The sequence below is a fragment of the Amycolatopsis sp. NPDC026612 genome (assembly GCF_040638285.1).
GTDB lineage: Bacteria > Actinomycetota > Actinomycetes > Mycobacteriales > Pseudonocardiaceae > Amycolatopsis.
Genome location: NZ_JBEZYB010000008.1, coordinates 152,788 through 174,135 on the forward strand (window position 1 = coordinate 152,788; position 21,348 = coordinate 174,135).

The following is a 21,348-nucleotide window of genomic DNA, read 5'->3' on the forward strand; positions in this document are numbered from 1 at the left end:
ATCGGGCTAGTGCGGTACTGTCGGTGCCATGGGGAGTCTCCGCTCACGGGTCCTGGGCTGGGCCGGCCGACGCTACCTCGCCCGGCAGTCGAAAAAGGGCTTCGACCTCGAGAAGATGTCGTCCTTCCTGCCCGACTCGGCGCTGGAGCCGCTCCGGCGGGACGGCCTCGATCCCGTGCCGGCGATGGCCACCCGCCGCACCGAAGCGCCGATCGGCCGGCTCGACCTGCCGTTCGGGATGAACGCCTGGCTGGTCACCGGCTACGACGAGGCGAAGGCCGTGCTCGGCCGGGCGAACGGGTTCTCCAGCGACTTCGGCAACCTCGTCGGCAACGCCGGGGTGACCGCCGACCAGAACCCGGGCGGCCTCGGCTTCGCGGATCCACCGGTGCACACGCGGCTGCGGAAGCTGCTCACGCCGGAATTCACCATGCGCCGGCTGAGCCGGCTGGCCCCGCGCATCGACGAGATCGTCGCCGGGCAGCTCGACGCGATGGCCGCGGCCGACGGCCCGGTCGACCTGTGGCAGGCGTTCGCGCTGCCGATCCCGTCGCTGACCATCTGCGAGCTGCTCGGGGTGTCCTACGAGGACCGCGAGGACTTCCAGCGGCTGAGCACCGCCCGCTTCGACCTCTTCGGCGGCGCGAGCGCTTCGCTCGGCGCGATGTCCGAGTCGCTGACCTACCTGCTCGACATCGTGAAGAAGCAGCGCGAGCAACCCGGCGACGGCCTGCTCGGCATGCTGATCAAGGAACACGGCGACGAGATCGACGACCGCGAGCTGGCCGGACTGGCCGACGGCGTGCTCACCGGCGGCCTGGAGACCACGGCGAGCATGCTGGCGCTCGGCGCACTGGTGCTGCTGCGCGACGAAAAGGCGATGGAGGCCGTCCGCGGCGACGACGATTCCGTGCACCGCTTCGTCGAGGAGCTGCTGCGCTACCTGACCGTGGTGCAGATGGCGTTCCCCCGGTTCGCCAAGGAGGACATGGAGATCGGCGGCGTGCGCATCGCCGAGGGCGACATCGTGCTGGTGTCGCTGTCGGCCGCGGACCGCGACCCGAAGCTGGGCCCGGGCATGGACGGGTTCGACGCCACCCGCGACCCGACGTCGCACCTGGCGTTCAGCTACGGCATCCACCGCTGCATCGGCGCCGAGCTGGCCCGGATGGAGCTGCGCACGGCGTACCCGGCGCTCATCCGCCGCTTCCCGGACCTGCGGCTCGCGGTGCCCGCCGACGAGCTGTCGTTCCGCCAGGTGTCCATTGTGTACGGTCTGGACGAACTCCCGGTCCTGGTCGGCTGAGGAGTCGGTGCCGGTGCGGCTCAGCGGACGCCCCGGGGCCGGAACTGGATGCTGATCCGCGGCCCGACCGCCCGGTTCGTCTTCGGGATGGCGTGTTCCCACGTGCGCTGGCAGGAACCACCCATCACGACGAGGTCGCCGTGGCCGAGCGCGTAGCGGTGCGACTCGCCGCCGCCGCGGGGGCGCAGGGCCAGCTGGCGTGCCGCGCCGACCGAGACGATCGCGACCATCGTGTCCTCGGTGCTGCCGCGGCCGATGGTGTCGCCGTGCCACGCGACGCTGTCCCGGCCGTCGCGGTAGTAGCACAGGCCCGCGGTCCGGAACGGCTCGCCGAGCTCCCCGGCGTAGTGCTCGCTCAGCGCCGCGCGGGCCTCCGCCAGCACGGGGTGGGGGAGCGGCGCCGCTTCGCGGTAGAAGCACAGCAGCCGCGGGACGTCGACGAGCCGGTCGTACATCCGGCGCCGTTCCGCCTGCCACGGGACGCCGGTGACGAGGTCGGTGAACACCTCGTCGGCGCCGCCGAGCCAGCCCGCCTGCACGTCGATCCACGCGCCGGAGCCGAGTTCGGTCCGGCGCGGCGCCAGCGCGTGCAGCGTGACGGGGCCGGTCTCGCCGAACAGCGATGCCTGCAGTGCCGGGGTCGTCATGGGTCCGACCGTACACGATGTTCGAACAGGTGTTCTACCGCAAACTTCGTGATGCCGGCCGGACCCGGCGGCGATCAGTGCACGACGTCGTAGATCAGCTTGAGGATCCCGTTGCCGTAGGTCTCGCTGCCGGCGAGCTTCAGGTTCTGCTTGTCCTTGTCGGTGTCGCTGAACAGCCGCTTGCCCGCCCCGAGCAGGACCGGGAAGACCAGCAAGTGGTACCGGTCGATCAGGTTCGCGTCGGCCAGGGCGCGGTTCAGGGTGGCGCTGCCGTTGACGATGATCGGCCCGCCCTCGGCCTCCTTCAGTGCGGCGACTTCGTCCAGGGAGCGGAGGATGGTGATCTCGCCCCAGGTGTCCACCAGGTCCTCGTCCTTCAGGGTGGTCGACACGACGTACTTCGGCATCGCGTTGTACCCGGTGAACTCCTCGGTCATGCCCGGCCAGACCGGCGCGAACGCCTCGTAGCTGACCCGGCCCAGCAGCAGCGCGGTCGCTTCGCCCTGCTCGGTGCCCTTCATCGTGTAGACGGCCGGGTCGAATTCGACGTCCTTGAAGGTCCAGCCCGCGTTGCGGTAGTCCTGCTCGCCGCCGGGGGCTTCGACGACGCCGTCGAGGGAAACGAACGAGGTGGAGATCAGGGTGCGCATGCGGTGCTCCTTGGTGGTCGTTCCGGTCTTCACAAGTCTGTCGAACGGGCCGGGCCCGATTCGACAGGCCGTCGCGGAAAACTTCCGACGAGCTGATCGCCGGGTTCGCGAAGAGGTCTTGTCCCCGGGTGTCCTCGGCTCGTACAGTCTCCTCAGGTCGGGCAAAGGTCTGAACCTGTGTCCCTCTACCGCCGCCTTGAGCAACACGGGAGGTTGGACGGTGCGCAGACTTCACAGCGCAGGCGTGCTCGCGGCGGTGGCGGCGGGTCTGACGGTTTTCGCCCCGGTGGCGGACGCCCAGGTCGGGACGGGTCCGTGGGTGGCGGACTCGCCGGGCTATGCGGAGCAGGAGCGGGGGTGCGGCGACATCTCCGGGCTCACCTTCAAGCTCACCTGCTCCACCGGCAGCGGTGACCAGCGGGCGGAACGCCGCTACCCCACCTACACCGGCGGTACCCACCAGTTCGAGGGTTCCTTCAAGATCACCAGCATGACCGGCTCCCGGATCAGCCTCAAGCAGACGTTCCGGGACGGCTCCGACGCCGGCCCGTTCTTCATGCTGGCGGTGGAGAAGGGTGGCCGGCTCTACGCCGTGCACGGCGGGGAGACGATCGCCACCGGCGCGACCGTGGGCACCAGCGTCCGGGTCAACACGATCAACCAGGTCGGCAGCACCCACAAGGTGTACGTCAACGGGTCCCTGAAGGACTCGGTTTCGAGCCCGGGCGGCAGCTACTACGACAAGTTCGGCAGCTACCGCACCTCGAGCGGCGCGGGTCCGATCACGGTGCAGTGGAGCGGCATCAGGTTCTGGCACAAGTAGGTGAGATAGGGTCTGACCTGCTGTTTTATAGTTGGTGATCTGGTCAGGCCGTCTCGGGATCTTCAAGCCGTGCCGCCCCGATGTGGCGCGGTTTGAAGATCCCGCCGGCTGCCTCACGCGCCCGGCGATGACTCGACGGGACCAGGTGGGTATAGATCCGGAGTGTGTAACCCGGATCGTGGTGACCGAGATACTCGGCCAGTTCCTTGACCGAATTCCGTCTCGTCGCGGAGTGTAGCGAAGTCCGGCAACAGCGTAGGCCGGTTTCCATACGGCGAGGTTGTACTCGGGACCGCCGATCATCCCGCTGGCACCACGAGTGACAGGCTCGAAGGTGTCCAAGTGCGCGTCGATTTCTTCCAGCACTCCGGCGCCGATCGGTACCAGCCGGGTCTTCCCGCCCTTCGGTGGAGCGAACACGGGCGTGTTGCCGATCCAGCGGATCTGGCGCTGGATGTTGGCCGCCAGCTCCTCGCGATCGACGTCGTCCGGGCTGAACCCGAAGATCTCCATCTGCCGCAGTCCCAGGCCGGCCCCGAGTGGCATGACCACCTGTCGTGGAGCGGGCAGGGCGAGCTTCAACCGGTGTATCCGGGACTCCTTCCAAGGGGTGCCGGGGCCGCACCGAACTGGCCCTGCCGGCTGGCCTGTGCGCCGGAGTCGCCGATGCGGTAGATGTCGTAGCCGGCCGCGCCCGCGGCCACGATCGCCAGCGCCGAGCGCACGACGGTGACCGCCGTCGAGGCCGGGGCGAGGAACGTGGGTGCGCACCAGCGGGGTCGAGGCGACGCGGCGCTCGAGCCATTCGCCGGCGTCGGTCGTGATCGGGACCAGCACCACGACGAGGACGGACAGGATCGCGTTAGGCCCGGCGAGCTTGCCCCGTGCGGCGGGCCACACCGCGCTGATCACGAGGAGCAGTGCGGCGAGGGGAGGAGGACGACGATCGCGTGCACGAGCAGCACGTGGGCAGGAAGACCGTTGAGGGTGGTCATGGTGTCCTTTGTGGAGGCTGGATGGGCCGGGGGCGCCGAGTGCTCAGGGAGCGCGCGCGAGGGCGGCCAGCCGAGCCGGACGTGGCTGCTCCTCCGGTGCGCAGGTCGAGGATCGCGAGGAAGGCGGCCTTGTCGGCCGGTCTTCGACGGCGACTCGCCACGGCGGAGAGGTGGTGACGCCGACCCGGCCGGTGATGTCGCCGCCGACGTTGAGGTAGTGGTCGAACCCGGAACGCACCACCTGAGCGTCAGCACCGTGCCGTACGTCCTGGCCGAAGCGGACCAAGCGCTCGCGGATCTGGCGGCGGACCGGGTGAACGGCGCGGCTGTGCTGCGGGTGAGCCGAGCCGAGCCGGACGGTCATGGCCGTCCGGCCGGGGCCCGCAGGTGCCGCACGGTCGAGACCACCCACAACGCCGTGACCAGCGCGATCAGCACGGCGAGCGTGACACCGCTGCCGGTCACGAGCGTGAAGACGGCGACCAGCAGCGCGGCCGTGCCGAGCGGGGCACTGAGCCACCGCGCCGCGCCCGTCCACACCCACGAGCCCAGCACACAAGCGGCCAGGCCCAGTACCAGTGCGGTCGCGGCCATCGCCCGGGGCCCGTGCACCCACAGGGCGCTCCCGTCGGCCAGGTAATCGATGTACAGGGCGATGGTGAACAGGACCGGTACGGTCGTCACCGCGTCTCGCCATTCGCGTTGCATCACACGACACCTCCTCCCGCCCACCATGCGCCCGTTGCCTGGTTGCCGGGAGCTGTCGAAAGTCCCCGGACGCGGGGACGAACGACCGCATCCGCCGGGCGCGGCCGCGTCCTACCTTCGGGGTCGGATGCGTGATCAGCGCACCGGAACCCGGAGGAAAACGTCATGAGCGCAACCGGAAACCCGCCGATCGTCGTCGCCGTGGACGGTTCGGAGACCGCGGCGGCGGCCGCGTTGTGGGCGGCCGGGGAAGCAGCCCGCCGGCATGCGTCCCTGCTCGTCTACACCGCCTACGGCTTGGAGGACGCGGCGTTCGGCGGCAAGATCCATCCGCCGTCGGACTGGCTGGCGGTCAAGGAGGCCGAAGCGGACCGGGTGCTGCGGCAGACCCGGGCCACGCTCGAAGCCGCCGTGCCGGGGCTGGCCATCGCGACCGAGGCGAGTGACTGCGGCCCGGTTCCGGGCCTGCTCGAAGTCTCGGAGCGAGCCCGGATCCTCGTCACCGGCGAGCCGGTCGGGGCGATCGCGGGCCTGTTCAGCGGCTCGCCCGACGTCGACCTCGCCGCACGGGCGCACTGCCCGGTCGTGGTCGTCCGCGGTGCGGAGCAGCCCGGCGGCCCGGTCGTCGTGGGTGCCGACGGCAGCCCTCTGAGCGAAGCGGCGATCGCCTGGGCCTTCGAGGAGGCCTCGATCCGCAACGCGCCGCTCGTCGCCCTGTACACCTGGCACGACGGCGACACGGCCGGCCTGTTCAGCGACGGCAACGTCGCCTTCCAGGGCGAATCCCTCCAGGATTCGGGCCGCCGCCTGCTCGCGCAGCGGCTGGCGGGCTGGCAGGAGAAGTACCCGGACGTCCAGGTCGAGCGCCGCGTCGAGCACGACAAGCCCCGGGCCCGCCTCCTCGAGATGAGCCGTGATGCGCAGCTGATCGTCGTCGGCAGCCGGGGCCGAGGTGGCTTCACCGGACTGGTGCTCGGCTCCACGAGCCAGGCACTCCTGCACCACGCGGCCTGCCCGGTCATGGTCGTCCGTACCGAGAAAGAGGTTTGATGATGAACGCCGGCACGGTGTCCGCGGTGATGACCGCCGGCCCGATCACCGTTTCCCCGCAGACGTCGTTCAAGGACATCGCCCAGCTGCTCACCGGCAACGGGATCAGCGCGGTCGGCGTGGTCGACAAGACCGGCGCGCTGGTCGGCGTCGTCTCCGAGGCGGACTTGCTCCCGCACCTGTGGGAGGAGCGCAAGCCCCGGTGGCGCGACCGCCGGCTGGCCCGCAAGGCCACGGCGTGCGTCGCAAAGGACCTGATGACGAGCCCGGCCGTCACGATCGACGCCGAGGCGACGCTCGCCGCGGCCGCCGCCCGGTTCGCGCACACCGGCGTACGCCGGTTGTTCGTGCTCCGCGGCGGAAAGGTGGCGGGCGTGCTGGCCCGCCGTGACCTGGTGGCGGTCTTCACCCGCGGCGACAGCGACCTCGAGCGCGAGGTCAGCGAACGGGTGCTGCGGGATCAGCTCGGCCTCGGGCCGGACCGGGTCCGCATCGAGGTGCGGGCCGGGATCGTCACGGTCGTGGGGCGGGTGGAGCGCCGCAGCGAAATCGCCCCGGTGACCCGGCTGATCCAGGAGCTGTCCGGGGTGGTCGAGGTGCGCAACCGCCTGGACTACGTCTGGAACGACGTGGCTTGAACGAAGCCCGGCGAAGGCCTCCATCCACTGTGGACGGAGGCCTTCTTCTTGTTTTGCGGCATGACAAAGTCCCTTCGGCGCGGGAGCCGTGCCTTCGGGGAGGCAGCCGACGCGCACGACGAGCTGGGGTTCCAGTGCGCCGCCGAGGACGCAGTCGCGAATGAGGCCGCGGGTGCCGGTCAGCTCCAGCGGCTCGCTGATCAGGCAGCTCGCGAGGTTCGGCCGGGTCGCGGTCAGCAGGACCGCGCCGGCCGCCTCGCCCGCGCGGAGCCGGTCGGCCGGTTCGTCACCCGTGGTTCGGCCGACAGCGAGGCCGCGATCGCATTCGCTTGCGAGGAGGCGCGGCTGCGGGGCACCAGGCTCGTCGCGGTGCACACCTGGAGCGACGTCCTCGCCGACGGCATGGCTGGCTGGCGATCCAGTTCGGCGTGATCGGGGTGCTTGCTCCGGTGCAGTGGGGTGACCGCGGAGCTGGTGGTCGGGCTGCTCGGGCTCGCGCCGCTCGCCCGGCGCCGGTTGGCGGCGTCATGACCACGACGGTCCTTTGGGAACGTGATCCCGCGAAGGGACGTAAGTCCCCACGACCGGTGACCGACGCCAGCGGTGACCCGGGTCCGGCCTTCCTAGGTTGAGAGGTGACACGAAAGGCAGGAACCCCCGATGCGAGCACGCGACCTGATGACCGCGCCGGTGATCACCGTGCACCCTTGGACGTCCGCGAAGGAAGCGGCCGAACTGCTGTCGATGCACGGCTTCACCGCCCTTCCCGTGGTCGACGACGACGATCGGCTGATCGGCATCGTCACGGAAGCCGACCTGATCCGCGGCCGGATCCCGGTGGATCCCCGGCATGCCCACGAGCACCACGAAGCCGCGTCCGCGGGCAAGACCGTGGGGGACTTGATGACCAGTCCCGTCACCGCGATGAGCACCGGAACCGACGTCGCCGACCTGTGCGAGGCGCTGGTGGACGCCCGGATCCGCGCGATGCCGATCGTCGACGGCTCGGCCGTGGTCGGCATCGTGACGCGTGGCGACGTCGTGCGGGTGCTCGCCCGGGAGGACGTCGAGATCGCTCGCGACGTCAAGCACCGCTTGGAGATCTACGGCGGCAGCGGCCGCTGGCACGTCGACGTCCACGACGGGCTCGTGCACATCACCGACCAGTTCGACGACGACACCGACCGGCACGTCGCCCAGTTGCTGGCGCTCGCCGTACCCGGGGTCATCGCCGCAGAGACCGCGCACGCGGGTGAGGAGCAGACACGATGAGCACCCCCGAACCGAGGATCACCGTGGGCGTGGACGGCTCGGCGGGTTCGACCGCCGCCGTCGCCTGGGCGGCGAAGCTCGCTTCCCGGCGTCACCTCCAGCTCAAGATCGTGCACGGGCTGCAGATCGCCGGCCTCTACTACGGCGGCGGGATGACCGGCATCGGCGCGGCGACGCTGTTCGAGGCGGTTCAGACGGACGGTGAACGCGCCATCGCCGACGCTCGCGCCCTGGCCGCGTCGGTCGACAAGGACTTGGTCATCGTCACCGACCTGCCCACCGACCCGCCGGTGCCGATGCTGATCGACGAGTCGCGGCACGCCCGGCTGCTCGTTGTCGGCCGGACCGGCACCGGTGGGTTCGCGGACATGCTCGTCGGTGGCACCGCGGCTTCGGTCGCCGCGCACGCGCACTGCCCGGTCGCCGTCGTTCGCGGGCGCCACGACTCGACGGACGTCCCGGAGCCGGGCCCGGTCGTGGTCGGCGTCGACGGCAGCCCGAACAGCGAGCAGGCCGTCGCCGTGGCGTTCGAGGAGGCGTCGCTGCGCGGCGTGCCGCTGGTCGCGGTGCACGCCTGGAGTGACATCACCTACGAGGACACCCGCGGCACCGCCCGGATCCTCACCCAGCCGGAGACCCTCGAAGGGGACGAGGAGCGGTTGCTCGGCCAGCGGCTCGGGGGCTGGCAGGAGAAGTACCCCGACGTGGAGATCCGCCGGCAGCTGGTCCGGGACCGGCCGCGGCACGTCTTGCTCGAAGCGAGCGAAACCGCGCAGCTGGTGGTCGTGGGCAGCCGCGGACGCGGTGGCTTCACGGGGATGCTGCTGGGTTCGACCAGCCAGGCTCTGGTCCAGCACGCTCAGTGCCCGGTGCTCGTCGTCCGTCCGGAGCCGGCGAAGTGACCGCGCTCGTCGCCCGGCCAGCGGTGCTCGGGAGCACCGAGCTGGCCCAGGTGGATGCCCTCTGGCGGGCCGCGAACTACCTTTCGGCCGGCCAGATCTACCTGATGGCGAACCCGCTGCTGCGCGAGGAGCTGCGCCCCGAGCAGGTCAAGCCGAGACTGCTGGGGCATTGGGGGACTTCGCCGGGCCTGAACTTCGTCTACGCGCACCTCAACCGCGCCATCCGCACCCATGACCTGAACGCCATGCTGGTCACCGGCCCGGGCCACGGTGGTCCGGCGTTGCTGGCGAACACGTGGCTGGAGGGCAGCTACACCGAGGCGTGGCCCGAGGTGACGCGGGACGCCGAGGGCATGCGGGAGCTGTTCAAGCAGTTCTCTTTCCCCGGCGGTGTGCCCAGCCACGTCGCGCCGCAGGTGCCCGGGTCGATCCACGAAGGCGGGGAGCTGGGCTATTCGCTGGCGCACGCCTTCGGCGCGGCTTTCGACAATCCCGATCTGCTGGTCGCCTGCGTGGTCGGCGACGGCGAGGCCGAGACCGGCCCGCTGGCCACGTCCTGGCACGCCAACAAGTTCCTCGACCCGGTCCGCGACGGGGCCGTGCTGCCGATCCTGCACCTCAACGGCTACAAGATCGCCAACCCGACCGTGCTGTCGCGGATCCCGCCGGCCGAGCTGGACGCGCTGCTGCGCGGGTACGGCTACGCCCCGATCCACGTGGAAGGCAGCGACCCGGAGACGATGCACCAGGCGATGGCCGCGGCGCTGGATTCGGCGGTCGCCACGCTCGCCGAACGGCGCGGTGTGTGGCCGATGATCGTGCTGCGCAGCCCCAAGGGCTGGACGGGTCCGTCCGTTGTGGACGGAAAGCCGGTGGAGGGCACGTGGCGGGCGCATCAGGTCCCGCTGGCCGAGGTCCGGACGAACCCGGGCCACCTGAAGCAGCTGGAGGAGTGGCTGCGCTCGTACCGTCCGGAGGAGTTGTTCGACTCCCACGGCCGCCCGGTCGCGGATGTCACGGCGATGATCCCGGCGGGGGAGCGGCGGATGGGTGCGAACCCGAACGCCAACGGCGGTGTGCTGCTGCGCCCGCTGACCCTGCCGGACATCTCGGCCCACGCCGTCGCCGTGCCGAGACCGGGCGCGACGGTGGCCGAGCCGACCCGGGTGCTGGGCCGGTTCCTGCGGGACGTCTTCGCGCTGAATGCCGAGCGGGCGAACTTCCGCCTGTTCGGCCCGGACGAGACGGCGTCCAACCGGCTCGACGCGGTCTACGACGTCACCGCCAAGCAGTGGCAGGCCGAGATCAAGCCGGTCGACGAACACCTCGCGGCGGACGGCCGGGTGCTGGAGGTGCTCTCGGAGCACCTGTGCCAGGGCTGGCTGGAGGGCTACCTGCTGTCGGGCCGGCACGGGCTGTTCTCGTGCTACGAGGCGTTCGTGCACATCGTCGACTCGATGGTGAACCAGCACATCAAGTGGCTGCGGGTGCACCGGCAGATCCCGTGGCGGCGCCCGGTGGCGTCGCTGAACTACCTGCTCACCTCGCACGTGTGGCGGCAGGACCACAACGGGTTCTCCCACCAGGACCCCGGGTTCGTCGACCACGTCGCGAACAAGAGCTCCGAGGTCGTGCGGATCTACTTCCCGGCGGACACCAACACGCTGCTGGAGGTCGCGGCGCACTGCCTGCGCAGCCGGGACTACGTGAACGTGGTGGTGGCGGGCAAGAACGACTCGCCGAACTGGCTGGACGCCGAGCAGGCGGCGTTGCATTGCGCGCGTGGGGTGAGTATCTGGGAGTGGGCGAGCACGCACACCGGCCGCGAGCCGGATGTGGTCCTCGGCTGCGCCGGTGACGCTCCCACGTTGGAGGTGCTGGCCGCGGCGAAGATCCTGCGGGAGGAACTGCCGGAGCTGGCCGTGCGGGTGGTGAACGTGGTCGATCTGATGCGGTTGCAGCCGGAGGCCGAACATCCGCACGGTCTCGGGGACCGGGAGTTCGATGCGTTGTTCACGCCGGACCGGCCGGTGATCTTCGCCTACCACGGCTATCCGTGGCTGATCCATCGGCTGGCCTACCGTCGCACGAATCACGCGGACATGCACGTGCGCGGTTACATCGAGCACGGCACGACGACCACGCCGTTCGACATGCTGGTGCTCAACCACATGGACCGGTTTCAGCTGGTGATCGACGTGATCGACCGGGTGCCGGGCCTGGTCGCGACGGCGGGGGTGCTGCGGCAGCGGATGACCGAGGCGCAGGGCCGGCATAGCCGCTGGATCCGCACCCACGGGGAGGACCTGCCCGAAGTGCGAGGCTGGATGTGGGAAGGCTGAGGACCTGATCGCCGCGGTCGTATTGGCCGCGGCGATCGCTTGCCTTTTGTAGTCCTCGCCATGGGCCGTCATCGACCTGGCCGAACCTCGGGCCGGCGGCCAGGGGCTGCTGACCCGCCGCAACCGCACCACCGGCGAACTCGCCCGCTACCGCTGCTGGTCACCCGCTCCGGCACCCCTGGCCTGCTGGGCCGACGGCACGCCACGAACCCAGCACGTCACCTCCAACATCGCCATCGAGGTCGAGGAACAGACCGGCTGGGCGGTCGAACGTTCCTACGTCACCGTGCTGCCGGCGCTGCCCGACCTGCCACTGCAGACTGTCGCCGCCGGTCGGTACCGCGACCGCCTCGAGCGCCGCGGCGGGCAGTTCACCGGTAATCGCCCATGCTCTGCACAGCGTGGCGAATGTCGTCGGCGGCGTTTCTCAGCGTGTTGGCATTGTCTTCGAGACCGCCGAGCTTACTTGCGGCGTTGTTCAGGACCTCCGCGCTGTCGCCGAGGTGGGATAGGTTCCTCGCCGCCTGGTGGAGCAGTTCGGCGGCGTCCAGGTTGACCGGGGAGCCGACGGTTCGGGCCGCCTCCAGTTCGGCCCGGAGTTCCCTGAGAAGTGCGGCCGCCTCCGCGTCGCTTTGTTCCAATCTGACCAGGGTGTGCTTGATATCGTCCTCACGTGCCTCGATTGCCTGATTGATGATTTCGGCGAGGCGGTCTTCGGTGAGGTGTCGAAGGCCGTGCAGCTGCTGGATACCGTTGCGCTCGCGGTCCTTCTTCCATTGCCGCAGCAGCTCGGCCGGCCACTTCTTCGCGGCGCCGCGTTCGTCGATCACCTGGTGGTGCGGTAGCACGTTCCCGCGCTCAGCGAGATCAAGGCCGCTCGGTCGCCCCGGGTGTAGTCGCGATTCCCGCTCAAAGCATCCCTTATGGCAGACGAAGTATCCTCACGTTAGCTAATGAAGGCCGGAAAACACCTGACAAATCCAGGACGAATCTCTGGTCACTCTTACGGAGCTTCCGGCGGTGACCTCCACCGCCGGAAGTGTTGCGAACTCGGCTGGTCGATGCGTCACGACCAGCGCCGACCGGCCTTCCGTCGCCGCCAGCACGTCGGCCGCCAACGCTGCAGCCGTGGGCGCGTCAAGGTGCGCCGTCGGTTCGTCGAGCAGCAGGATCGGCCGGTCCGACAGCAGGGCCCGGGCCACGCCGATGCGCTGGCGTTCGCCGCCCGAGATCGGGGTGCCGTGGACGCCCAACGTCGTGTCGAGGCCGTCCGGTAGCCGGCAGAGCCACGGCCCCAGCTGGGCCAGCTCCAGTGCGGCCCGCAGGTCGGAGTCGTCGGCGGACGGCCGGGCCAGGCGGAGGTTCTCGCGCAACGTGCTGTCGAACAGGTGGGTCTCCGGCCCGCACCAGGCGATCCGCTCCCGCACCGAATCGCCGTCGCACGTCAACGTGTCGGTGCCGTCCAGCAGGACCCGGCCTGCCGACGGGTCCAGGTAACGCATCAGCGCCGCGATCACCGTGCTTTTGCCCGCGCCCGAGCGGCCCGTCAAAGCGAGCCGGCGCCCGTGGCCGATGTGGAGGTCCACGTTCTGGACCGCGTCGGCGGTGGCCTGCGGCCAGCGCACCGAGAGGCGTTCGGTGACCAGCTCCACGGCGGCCGGGGCAGGATCCGCAGAGACGGTGTGGGGTGCGGGAAGGGCGTCCAGGCCGGCGAGGCGACGTGCGGAAGCGGCGGCTCCGAGCAACCGTTGCGCCGCCTCCGGCAGCCCGGCCACCAGCTCCGCCGTCGCCAGCGGAACCAGGGCCAGTACCGCGAGCGCGGGGCCGGGGAGCGTCCCCGCGTGCACCGCCAGGATGCCCAGGGCCAGGCACGCCACGGACGTCAGTCCGACGCCCAGGGTCGCGATTCCGCCGCCCAGTCCCCGCCACGCGGCGGACCGGCGCTGGAGTGACGTCACCGCGAAGTCGAGTTCGCGCAGCCGCGCGTGGCGGCGGGCTGCCGCGTCGTGGGTGATCAGGTCCGCCGACGCCTGGAGGAGTTCCGCCGTGCCCGCCGTGAGGTCAGCGCGCAGCCGGGCCGTCTCCCGCTGGGCCCGGCGGCCCGCCACCGCCGCGACGGCGGGAGCCAGCACGCCCGCGACCGCAAGCCCCACCGCTGCCGCGAGACCGGCGCCCGGCAGGATCACGCCGAGGGCGACCACGGTGGCCGACAACACCAAGAACGTCGACACACCCGGGACCAGGCCGCGCACGAGGACGTCCTGCTGGTTGTCCACATCGGACACGAGCCGGTGCAGCAGATCACCCCGGCGCAACCGCGCGGTGCCCGCCGGGCCGATCCGGACCAGCTGCGCCCACACCCGCACCCGCAGCTCCGCCAGTGCGCGCAGGGCGACGTCGTGGGACAGCAGCCGCTCGACGTAGCGGAAGATGCCCTTGGCGAGACCGAACGTCCGGACCGCGACGATCGCCACCATCAAGCTCAGCACCGGCGGGTGCAGTGCCGCGCTCGCGATCAACCACGACGACGTCGCCGTGAGCGCGACCCCGCAGCCCAGCGCGGCGGTCGCGGCGAGGCAGGCCAGGGCCAGCCGCAGCCGGTGCGGCCGGATCGCGTCGAGCAACGGCCGCCACTTCGGGCCGGGCGAGTCCATCGTGGACGGTGTCGCTGCAACCGGGGAGGCGGCACGCACTGCCGGCTGGGCGACCGCGGACGGCGAATCCGCGGAGACCGGCACCGAACCGCCGAGGGCGACGACACGGTCACACCGCGCCAGCACCGCGGGGTGGTGGCTGATGATCACCGCGGTCCGCCCGGCGAGCACCTTCGGCAGGCGCTCCAGGATGGCTGCCTCGGTTTCCGCGTCGACGCCTTCGGTGGGTTCGTCCAGCAGGATCAGCGGCCGGTCGAGCAGCACCGCGCGGGCCAGTGCGACGCGGCGGCGCTGCCCGGTGGAGAGCCCGGCGCCCAGCTCACCGACCACGGCGGACAGCGGCACGTCGAGGGCGGCGGTGTCGGCGGCGGCGAGCACCTCGTCGTCGGTCGCGTCGGGGGAGCCCAGCCGGATGTTCTCCGCCACCGTCCCGGCGACCAGGTGCGGCTGCTGCGGCACCCAGGCCAGGTGCCGGTGCCAGGTGGCCCGTCCGATGTCGGCCAGATCGACATCGCCGAGCAGGATCCGGCCGCCGTCGGGCCGCCGCCAGCCCAGCAGGAGATCGAGCAGGGTCGACTTGCCCGCTCCGCTCGGTCCGGTCACCCCCACCACCTCGCCGGGCGGCACACGCAGGCTGAACCCGTCCAAGATCGGCCCGGAGCGGCCCTCGACCGTGACGTCTTCGCAGCGCAGGGCCACGCGGGTGAGGTCGGGAACCGTGCGGGTACCGGTGTCGCCGGTGGGGGTGTCGGCGAGCGCGATGATCTCCTCGGCGGCGGCGAGGCCTTCGGCGCTGTCGTGGAACCGCGCGCCGACCGCCCGCAGCGGCAGGTAGACCTCCGGGGCGAGGATCAGCACGACGAGCGCGGTCTGCAGGTCGAGTTCGCCGGCCAGCAGCCGGAGGCCGATCGACACGGCGACGACGGCGACCGACAGCGTCGCCAGCAGCTCCAGGGCCAACGCGGACAGGAACGCGACGCGCAGCGTGCGCATGGTGTGCGTGCGGTACTTCTCGGTGATCTCCCGCAACGACCGGATCTGCGCGCGAGCCCGGCCGAACGCGGTCAGCTCGGCGAGCCCGGCGACGAGGTCGAGGAAGTGGTTCCCCAGCACGGAAAGGGTCTTCCACTGCCGCCGGACGTCACGTTGGGTGTAGAGCCCGATGAGGATCATGAAGATCGGGATGAGCGGCACCGTGAAGCCCACGATCACCGCGGCGGCCCAGTCGGCGAGCAGGATCCGCACCCCGACCACCAAGGGCACGACCGAGGCGATCAGCAGCTGCGGGAGATAACGGGCGAAGTAGCCTTCCAGGCGGTCGACGCCGTGGGTGGCGAGCGCCGCGATCTCGGCGGGCGACCGGTCCGCTTGCCGCGGTCCGATGCGCAGCGCGGCCGCGATCACGGTCTCCCTCAGCTGGGAGAGAGCGCGGGCGGCGGCGCGGTGCGCGGTCGTCTCGGACAGCCAGCTGATCACGGCCCTGGCGAGCACGACCAGCAGGAGCATCCCGACCGGGAGCAGCAGGTTCCGCAGAGCGAAGCCGTCGAGGAAGGCCCACGTGATCGTCTTCGCGAGCAGCTCCGCTTGGGCGAGGACCAGCATCGCGGTGAGCACCCCGAGCGCGGCGCAGGCGAGGATGAACGGCCGGACCGCGCTCGCGTGGCGCAGCAGCCGCGGGTCGAGGGGCCTCACCGGCGCACCACGGGCAGGCCGCCGCCGGCGGGGATCGAGCCGCGGCTGATCCGCTTGCGGAACACCCAGTACGTCCAGGCCTGGTAGGCCAGCACAATCGGGGTGAACGCGACCGCGACCCAGGTCATGATCTGCAGCGTGTAGGGCGTCGAAGAGGCGTTCGTCGTGGTGAGGCTGAAAGCGGAGTCGGTGGTCGAGGGCAGGACGTTCGGGTACAGCGACCAGAACAGCGTGAAGGTGACGGCGATGATCGCGCCGGCGGTGCTCGCGAAGGCGAACCCGTCCCGCTCATCGGTGGCGAACAGCACCGCGGCGACGAGCAGTGCCGCGGCGAGCGCCGAGGTGAGCCACGCCCAGCCGCCGTGTTCGACCGCGGTGTAGGCGAGGAAGACGCCGCCGAACACGATCGCCGTGCCACCCAGCGCGCGGCTCAAGATCCGGGCCCGGCCGCGGATCTCCCCGGTGGTCTTGAGGGTGAGGAACACCGCGCCGTGGAAGGAGAACAGGCTGAGCGTGGCCACGCCGCCGAGCAGGGCGTACGGGTTGAGGAGGGTGAAGAAGGTGCCGGTGAAGTGGTGCTGGGCGTCGAGCGGGACGCCGTGGACGATGTTGCCGAAGGCGACACCCCACAGCAGCGCGGGCGCGGCCGAGCCGAAGACGATGACCCAGTCCCAGGTGGTGCGCCAGCGCGGGCTGTCGAGCTTGCCGCGGAACTCGAACGCGACGCCGCGCAGGATCAGCGCGACCAGCACCAGGAGCAGGGCCAGGTAGAAGCCGGAGAACAGGCTGGAGTACCAGAGCGGGAAGGCGGCGAAGGTGGCGCCGCCGGCGACGAGCAGCCAGACCTCGTTGCCGTCCCAGACCGGGCCGATCGTGTTGATCAGCACGCGGCGGTCGGTGTCGTCGCGGCCGAGGACGCGCAGCAGGGTGCCGACGCCGAAGTCGAAGCCTTCGAGGACGAAGTAGCCGGTCCAGAGGACCGCGATGAGCAGGAACCAGATGTCGGTGAGGGCCATGGCGGGTCTCCGGCGTCAGTAAGCGAAGGCCGCGGGGCGCGGCTCGTCGGACTCGGCTGCGGGCTCTTCCGGTGGCGGCGGACCGGCCTTGGCGTAGCGGACCATCAGGACGCCGTCGACGACCGCAAGGACGCCGTAGAGCAGGGTGAAGACGATCAGGGACGTCAGGACGCTGCTCGCGGGGACCGTGGGGGACACCGAGTCGGCGGTCTTGAGCACGCCGAACACCGACCAGGGCTGGCGGCCCATCTCGGTGAAGATCCAGCCGACGCTGTTGGCGAGGAACGGCAGGGCGAGCCCGGCGGTTGCGACGGGGAAGAACCAGCGGCCGCGTGGGGTGCGGCCGCGGCGGAACAGCCAGAGGCCGACGAGCGAGATGAGCAGGCAGAGGAAGCCGAAACCGATCATGAGCCGGAACGTCCAGTAGGTGACCGGGACGTCCGGCCGGTACTCGCCGGGGCCGTAGGCCTGCTGTTCTTGGGCCTGGAGGTTGTTGATCCCTTCGACGCGGCCGTCGAAGGTGCCGGTGGCCATGAAGGAGAGCACGCCGGGGACGCGGATGCTGAACTTCTCCTGGGAGCCGTCGAGCGAGCCGATGGTGAACAGTGAGAACGACGCGGGTGCGACGGTGTCGTAGAGCGCTTCGGCGGCGGCCATCTTCATCGGCTGCTGCTCGGTCATCAGCCGGGCCTGCAGGTCACCGGTGACGATGACACCGAGGCCGGCGATCAGCACGGTGACCAGCGCGAGCTTCATCGACGGGCGGAAGACGTCGGCGTTCTTCTGCCGACGCAGCTGCCAGGCGCTGATCCCGACGACGAACATGCCAGCGGTGAGGAAGCACGCGGTGATGGTGTGGGCGAAGGCGCCGACGGCGGTGGAGTTGGTGAGCACGGCGCCGAAGTCCTTGAGCTCCGCGCGGCCGGTGGCGGGGTTGACGATCGAGCCGACCGGGTGCTGCATCCACGAGTTGGCGGCGAGGATGAAGTAGGCCGAGAGCACGGTGCCGATCGAGGCGATCCAGATCGTCGCGAGGTGCAGCTTCTTCGGCAGCTTGTCCCAGCCGAAGATCCACAAGCCGAGGAACGTCGACTCGAGGAAGAACGCGAGCAGGCCTTCGATGGCCAGCGGCGCGCCGAAGATGTCGCCGACGAAGGTGCTGTAGTCGGACCAGTTCATCCCGAACTGGAACTCCTGCACGATGCCGGTCGCCACGCCCATGGCGAAGTTGATGAGGAACAGCTTGCCCCAGAACTTCGTCATCCGGCGGTATTTGCCGTTCCCGGTGCGCACCCAGGCCGTCTGCATCCCGGCGACCAGGAACGACAGCCCGATGGTCAGCGGGACGAAGATGAAGTGGTAGACGGTGGTGATCCCGAACTGCCATCGGGCGAGGTCCAGGGCGCTCATCGGGGTTCTCCTGCTCGTTCGCGGGTCACCCGGTGAGCATCCGGTGCGGCGGCCGTCCCGGCTTAGGGTCCTTGGTCACTTCCCGGACGGTCCCGGGTCCCTGCCGTCGAGGGCCTTGCGGTCGTACCCTGATCTCCGTCAAGTCCGTGACCAGGGAGGTCCGAATGCTCCGCGTGTTTCTCGTCGACGACCACGAGGTCGTCCGCCGCGGCGTCGCCGACCTCCTGGACGAAGACGAGCACCTCACCGTGATCGGGCAGGCCGGCAGCGTGTCGCAGGCGCTGGCGCGCATCCCGGCGCTCAACCCGGACGTCGCTGTGCTGGACGTTCGGCTGCCGGACGGCAACGGCATCGAGCTGGCGCGTGAGCTGCGGTCGAAGCTGCCCGAGCTCAAGTGCCTGATGCTGACGAGCTACACCGACGAGCAGGCGATGCTCGACGCGGTGATGGCCGGCGCCAGCGGGTTCGTGATCAAGGACATCAAGGGCATGGACCTGGTCTCGGCGGTCCGGGAGGTCGGGGCGGGGAGATCCCTGCTCGACGCGCACGCGGCCGCCGCGTTGATGGCCAAGCTGCGGGACAGTCAGGCCAAGAAGGGCCCGCTGGCCGACCTCTCGGACCAGGAAAAGAAGCTGCTGGAGCTGATCGGGGAGGGCCTGACCAACCGCCAGATCTCCGAGCGGATGTTCCTGGCCGAGAAGACGGTCAAGAACTACGTCTCCCGGCTGCTGACCAAGCTGGGCATGGAACGTCGCACCCAAGCGGCCGTTCTCGCCACCGAGCTGCGCAAAGAGAACGGCTGACGCGGTCGTCCGGTTTTCGGAGCTGGACAGCCGTAACGAGATGCCTCGAAAGTCCGATCTTGAGCAGGTGGACGGCAAGATCTGAATGATTGTCGGCGCTGGAAGCGCGAAACGCCGATTCGGGTGCCTTGCTCGATGAGATTGGCCTTATCCGTACGGCTGGCGAAACGTTCGCGAGGTGGAGCACGTGGCACCGCGACCTCGATTCATGCACATGGTCGACGCTTCCCGGGACGAAGCCCAGTTGGCCGTGCGGCTGTACAACGACCCGGCGGAGGCCCGGTCGTTCGAGGGTTTTGTCGTCCACATGCATCTGGCCTGGCTCTACCTTCTGCATGGCGAGTTCACTCGAGACAGCGTCGACTTCCGGTACTGGCGCTTCCATGGGCGGGCTCGACGCGTCGAGCGGATCGACGGTGAGCCGAAGCGCTGGGACCTGGCAACCTGCGTCCGGCATCGGTGGTCGGACGAGAAAGAACCGGTCCGAGCCAATCTCGCCTTCTTCATCGGGCTGCGCAAGAGGAGCTCACCGGTCAGTTCGGGGTCGGAGCTTCGCTCGCTACCCGCCTGCGTTTTCCGGTGTTCATCGGGAGCTTCACCGATCAGGGGGAGCGAACGCTGCGCCGGCTGCGCTCGGAGCTGCCCGCTGCGCTGAGGACCTTCATCACCGAATACGACGCCGGCCTCGACGAGTCGACTGCCAGGGACCCGAGGTACGACTTCCGGCTGCGCGTCGTCCAGGAACTCGCGGCCAAGGACCCCGACGCCCTTGCCGTGCAGTTCACTCGCTACGACGACCTGAGCGACGAACAGCGCGCGGCCGTCGAGGCGATCGGGAAGGAGGGCTACGTCGTGGTCCGCGAAGGCAAGCGACCGGTCGTCGGGCATGGACTGGTGAAGCCGCGCGAAGCTGCCAAGCAGGTGCAGGAGCAAATCCCCTTCTGCTTCAACACGAACCTTTTCGCCAAGGCTTGGAAGAAGCTGGGAGTACGCCCCGCGACCGGCGACGCGCATCCGGAGAAGACCGACGAGAAGTACTGCCTGTATAACGAACTGCACAACGATTACGGTTATACGCCTGCCTATGTGGCCAAGCTCGTCCGGGAGTGCGCCACCGAGGCCGGTTTCCGGACACTCGTCGGGACAGCTCCCAAGGACAAGGTGACAGGCGATTGGGTGGGGCCACCGCCCGCCGGCGCGACCCCACCGTGGCGGCGAGGAGGCTCACTGGAGCTGGTGAAAGACGTGAGTGCGTGAACGCCCGGGCCACCGTCGGCGCTAGGCATTGAGCTGGTGCGGCTCCAGCAACACATCGGCCAAGGAGCGCCGCGGCGTCCAAGGTACGGGCGCACCCCGTCCGAGGCGCAGCACGATCTGCGGCCACAGTCCACCGCCGAGGAGGCTGCGCAGCTCCGTCCGTATTGCGGGCACCTCGACCGGCTGCGAGATGAACGACGCGTCGAGCCCGGCCACGGTGGCGGTGAGCAGAACCCGCTGCATTGCCTGACCGGCCCGGATCCGGTCCATCCGGGTGTCGTCGAACGAGCCGATCACCACGACCAGCGGCTCCGAGTCGTCGGTTCGGCCGCGTGGGTGCGAGCCGAAGTCCCGCAGGACCCAGCCGCCGTTGTCCGAGGGCATCGCGCCGGCCGCGTACTCCGGGACGCCGTCCCGGCTGTCCCGGTCGCGGGCGGTCCAGTAGCGCCACTCGGCGAGGAAGGCCGGATCGGCCACCTGGGCGTGATGCCCCTTGTGCACGAGTTCGCGCAGCTGGTCCAGCTGGTGCGCGTTCAGCCGGGGCAGCCAGGCCTGTTCGAGCTCGGCGGCGTGACGCAGTTCGGCCACGATGGAAGCCGGGATGGCGACGGATTCGAACGGGGTGCGGTTGGTGTGCCGGCGGGGGATCGCGTCGGCCAGCTCGACCAAGCGCTGGTCCGGCCTACGGGCCGCGAACGGCCGGACCACCGCGAGCAGCGTCGGATCGTCGCGCCGGGGGAGCAGTGTCGTGGCCGGATGGGCGCCCAGCGCGTGGATCGCGGTGCGCACGTTGAACAGCGCGGCACCACACGAGAGGAGCAGTTCCCGCTGGTCGGCGTCGGCCGCAGGCAGGGCGCGGTCCGGATCGGCGTGCAGCTCGAGGCCCGCGGGAGTGCAACGGAAGCGCCAGGGCTGCGTGTTGTGCGTCGACGGAGCGAGTACCGCAGCGCCGATCACGGACTTCACCTGATCGGAGTCCAGCAAGCCGATCGAGGTGATCGGTAGTGTCATCGTTTCCCCTCGGGCACCGCCACGCGGCACACTGTGGTTCCTTGAGCTTCTCCCGAGGGTCTCCCGCCGCGGAGGCCTGCGGAAAGGGGAAAAGGTCACCAGCGGCGACGGCCGGAAGCGGACGATGCGTGAGGTTGTGGGCGAGGTGGCGGTGAACGAGTCCGGCCGGCAG

General features: G+C 70.2%; 20 protein-coding genes and 1 pseudogene. 12 read left to right on the forward strand and 9 right to left on the reverse strand.

Annotated features, from left to right (window positions below; all coding sequences use genetic code 11):
- Positions 1 to 28: 28 nt before the first annotated feature.
- Positions 29 to 1,306: a cytochrome P450 gene (locus AB0F15_RS11745; protein WP_360268991.1), complete on the forward strand. Its 1,278-nt coding sequence runs from the start codon at positions 29 to 31 to the stop codon at positions 1,304 to 1,306.
- Between the two features lie 20 nt (positions 1,307 to 1,326).
- Here the strand turns inward: AB0F15_RS11745 and AB0F15_RS11750 are convergent, their stop codons facing one another.
- Together AB0F15_RS11750 and AB0F15_RS11755 are read right to left on the reverse strand one after the other, a co-directional pair.
- Positions 1,327 to 1,953, reverse strand: coding sequence for an alpha-ketoglutarate-dependent dioxygenase AlkB (locus AB0F15_RS11750; RefSeq protein ID WP_360268994.1), 627 nt, complete (start codon positions 1,951 to 1,953; stop codon positions 1,327 to 1,329).
- 74 nt (positions 1,954 to 2,027) lie between these two features.
- Positions 2,028 to 2,603 carry a dihydrofolate reductase family protein gene (locus AB0F15_RS11755; RefSeq protein WP_360268996.1) on the reverse strand — a complete coding sequence of 192 codons (576 nt, stop codon included), beginning with the start codon at positions 2,601 to 2,603 and terminating at the stop codon, positions 2,028 to 2,030.
- Positions 2,604 to 2,847: 244 nt separating this feature from the next.
- On the opposite strand from AB0F15_RS11755, the gene AB0F15_RS11760 reads away from it, so the two are divergent.
- Complete coding sequence (locus AB0F15_RS11760) at positions 2,848 to 3,426, forward strand: hypothetical protein (protein ID WP_360269124.1); 579 nt, start codon at positions 2,848 to 2,850, stop codon at positions 3,424 to 3,426.
- Positions 3,427 to 3,768: 342 nt separating this feature from the next.
- Positions 3,769 to 4,101: a hypothetical protein gene (locus tag AB0F15_RS11765; RefSeq protein ID WP_360268998.1), complete on the forward strand. Its 333-nt coding sequence runs from the start codon at positions 3,769 to 3,771 to the stop codon at positions 4,099 to 4,101.
- A gap of 363 nt (positions 4,102 to 4,464) precedes the next feature.
- Here AB0F15_RS11765 and AB0F15_RS11770 read toward each other — a convergent pair whose 3' ends face one another.
- Both AB0F15_RS11770 and AB0F15_RS11775 read right to left on the reverse strand, forming a co-directional pair.
- A complete protein-coding gene (locus tag AB0F15_RS11770; RefSeq protein ID WP_360269001.1) occupies positions 4,465 to 4,785 on the reverse strand; it encodes a hypothetical protein in 321 nt (106 codons plus the stop codon).
- The gene (locus AB0F15_RS11775; protein WP_360269004.1) at positions 4,782 to 5,129 is read right to left on the reverse strand and encodes a hypothetical protein; all 348 of its coding nucleotides are present in this window, start codon (positions 5,127 to 5,129) and stop codon (positions 4,782 to 4,784) included. Before AB0F15_RS11775 ends, AB0F15_RS11770 begins: the two co-directional genes overlap by 4 nt.
- 165 nt (positions 5,130 to 5,294) lie before the next feature.
- On the opposite strand from AB0F15_RS11775, the gene AB0F15_RS11780 reads away from it, so the two are divergent.
- The 6 genes and pseudogenes from AB0F15_RS11780 (at position 5,295) to AB0F15_RS11805 (ending at position 11,333) form a co-directional block, all read left to right on the forward strand.
- A complete protein-coding gene (locus AB0F15_RS11780; protein WP_360269006.1) occupies positions 5,295 to 6,179 on the forward strand; it encodes a universal stress protein in 885 nt (294 codons plus the stop codon).
- The gene (locus AB0F15_RS11785) at positions 6,179 to 6,817 is read left to right on the forward strand and encodes a CBS domain-containing protein (protein ID WP_360269009.1); all 639 of its coding nucleotides are present in this window, start codon (positions 6,179 to 6,181) and stop codon (positions 6,815 to 6,817) included. Before AB0F15_RS11780 ends, AB0F15_RS11785 begins: the two co-directional genes overlap by 1 nt.
- A 294-nt stretch (positions 6,818 to 7,111) precedes the next feature.
- Positions 7,112 to 7,222: pseudogene (locus AB0F15_RS11790) on the forward strand (universal stress protein); the annotation flags it as partial.
- Between the two features lie 255 nt (positions 7,223 to 7,477).
- Positions 7,478 to 8,089: a CBS domain-containing protein gene (locus tag AB0F15_RS11795; RefSeq protein ID WP_360269011.1), complete on the forward strand. Its 612-nt coding sequence runs from the start codon at positions 7,478 to 7,480 to the stop codon at positions 8,087 to 8,089.
- Positions 8,086 to 8,991: a universal stress protein gene (locus tag AB0F15_RS11800; RefSeq protein ID WP_360269014.1), complete on the forward strand. Its 906-nt coding sequence runs from the start codon at positions 8,086 to 8,088 to the stop codon at positions 8,989 to 8,991. Before AB0F15_RS11795 ends, AB0F15_RS11800 begins: the two co-directional genes overlap by 4 nt.
- The gene (locus AB0F15_RS11805; protein ID WP_360269016.1) at positions 8,988 to 11,333 is read left to right on the forward strand and encodes a phosphoketolase family protein; all 2,346 of its coding nucleotides are present in this window, start codon (positions 8,988 to 8,990) and stop codon (positions 11,331 to 11,333) included. Before AB0F15_RS11800 ends, AB0F15_RS11805 begins: the two co-directional genes overlap by 4 nt.
- A gap of 371 nt (positions 11,334 to 11,704) precedes the next feature.
- Here AB0F15_RS11805 and AB0F15_RS11810 read toward each other — a convergent pair whose 3' ends face one another.
- From AB0F15_RS11810 to AB0F15_RS11825, 4 genes are all read right to left on the reverse strand, one after another.
- The gene (locus AB0F15_RS11810) at positions 11,705 to 12,163 is read right to left on the reverse strand and encodes a hypothetical protein (protein WP_360269018.1); all 459 of its coding nucleotides are present in this window, start codon (positions 12,161 to 12,163) and stop codon (positions 11,705 to 11,707) included.
- A 120-nt stretch (positions 12,164 to 12,283) separates the two neighbouring features.
- Positions 12,284 to 15,679 (reverse strand): thiol reductant ABC exporter subunit CydD, encoded by a 3,396-nt coding sequence (cydD, locus tag AB0F15_RS11815; RefSeq protein ID WP_360269021.1) that lies wholly within the window; start codon positions 15,677 to 15,679, stop codon positions 12,284 to 12,286.
- Complete coding sequence (gene cydB, locus AB0F15_RS11820; protein ID WP_360269024.1) at positions 15,676 to 16,695, reverse strand: cytochrome d ubiquinol oxidase subunit II; 1,020 nt, start codon at positions 16,693 to 16,695, stop codon at positions 15,676 to 15,678. The genes cydD and cydB overlap by 4 nt, the downstream gene beginning before the upstream one ends.
- Before the next feature lie 15 nt (positions 16,696 to 16,710).
- Positions 16,711 to 18,105, reverse strand: a complete 1,395-nt coding sequence (locus AB0F15_RS11825; RefSeq protein ID WP_360269026.1) for a cytochrome ubiquinol oxidase subunit I — start codon at positions 18,103 to 18,105, stop codon at positions 16,711 to 16,713.
- A gap of 164 nt (positions 18,106 to 18,269) precedes the next feature.
- On the opposite strand from AB0F15_RS11825, the gene AB0F15_RS11830 reads away from it, so the two are divergent.
- The 3 genes from AB0F15_RS11830 to AB0F15_RS11840 all read left to right on the forward strand — a co-directional run bounded on the left by AB0F15_RS11830 (position 18,270) and on the right by AB0F15_RS11840 (position 20,165).
- The gene (locus tag AB0F15_RS11830) at positions 18,270 to 18,908 is read left to right on the forward strand and encodes a response regulator transcription factor (RefSeq protein ID WP_360269029.1); all 639 of its coding nucleotides are present in this window, start codon (positions 18,270 to 18,272) and stop codon (positions 18,906 to 18,908) included.
- Between the two features lie 214 nt (positions 18,909 to 19,122).
- Positions 19,123 to 19,563 (forward strand): DUF3644 domain-containing protein, encoded by a 441-nt coding sequence (locus tag AB0F15_RS11835; RefSeq protein WP_360269127.1) that lies wholly within the window; start codon positions 19,123 to 19,125, stop codon positions 19,561 to 19,563.
- Positions 19,488 to 20,165, forward strand: a complete 678-nt coding sequence (locus AB0F15_RS11840) for a hypothetical protein (protein ID WP_360269032.1) — start codon at positions 19,488 to 19,490, stop codon at positions 20,163 to 20,165. The genes AB0F15_RS11835 and AB0F15_RS11840 overlap by 76 nt, the downstream gene beginning before the upstream one ends.
- Before the next feature lie 21 nt (positions 20,166 to 20,186).
- Here AB0F15_RS11840 and AB0F15_RS11845 read toward each other — a convergent pair whose 3' ends face one another.
- Positions 20,187 to 21,176, reverse strand: coding sequence for a nitroreductase family protein (locus AB0F15_RS11845; protein WP_360269035.1), 990 nt, complete (start codon positions 21,174 to 21,176; stop codon positions 20,187 to 20,189).
- Positions 21,177 to 21,348 lie beyond the last annotated feature (172 nt).

Coding starts and splice junctions, on each gene's coding strand:
- AB0F15_RS11745 (WP_360268991.1), top strand. CDS start 29: ATGGGGAGTCTCCGCTCACGGGTCCTGGGCTGGGCCGGCCGACGCTAC.
- AB0F15_RS11750 (WP_360268994.1), bottom strand. CDS start 1,953: ATGACGACCCCGGCACTGCAGGCATCGCTGTTCGGCGAGACCGGCCCC.
- AB0F15_RS11755 (WP_360268996.1), bottom strand. CDS start 2,603: ATGCGCACCCTGATCTCCACCTCGTTCGTTTCCCTCGACGGCGTCGTC.
- AB0F15_RS11770 (WP_360269001.1), bottom strand. CDS start 4,785: ATGACCGTCCGGCTCGGCTCGGCTCACCCGCAGCACAGCCGCGCCGTT.
- AB0F15_RS11775 (WP_360269004.1), bottom strand. CDS start 5,129: ATGCAACGCGAATGGCGAGACGCGGTGACGACCGTACCGGTCCTGTTC.
- AB0F15_RS11780 (WP_360269006.1), top strand. CDS start 5,295: ATGAGCGCAACCGGAAACCCGCCGATCGTCGTCGCCGTGGACGGTTCG.
- AB0F15_RS11785 (WP_360269009.1), top strand. CDS start 6,179: ATGATGAACGCCGGCACGGTGTCCGCGGTGATGACCGCCGGCCCGATC.
- AB0F15_RS11795 (WP_360269011.1), top strand. CDS start 7,478: ATGCGAGCACGCGACCTGATGACCGCGCCGGTGATCACCGTGCACCCT.
- AB0F15_RS11800 (WP_360269014.1), top strand. CDS start 8,086: ATGAGCACCCCCGAACCGAGGATCACCGTGGGCGTGGACGGCTCGGCG.
- cydB (WP_360269024.1), bottom strand. CDS start 16,695: ATGGCCCTCACCGACATCTGGTTCCTGCTCATCGCGGTCCTCTGGACC.
- AB0F15_RS11825 (WP_360269026.1), bottom strand. CDS start 18,105: ATGAGCGCCCTGGACCTCGCCCGATGGCAGTTCGGGATCACCACCGTC.
- AB0F15_RS11830 (WP_360269029.1), top strand. CDS start 18,270: ATGCTCCGCGTGTTTCTCGTCGACGACCACGAGGTCGTCCGCCGCGGC.
- AB0F15_RS11835 (WP_360269127.1), top strand. CDS start 19,123: ATGGTCGACGCTTCCCGGGACGAAGCCCAGTTGGCCGTGCGGCTGTAC.
- AB0F15_RS11845 (WP_360269035.1), bottom strand. CDS start 21,176: ATGACACTACCGATCACCTCGATCGGCTTGCTGGACTCCGATCAGGTG.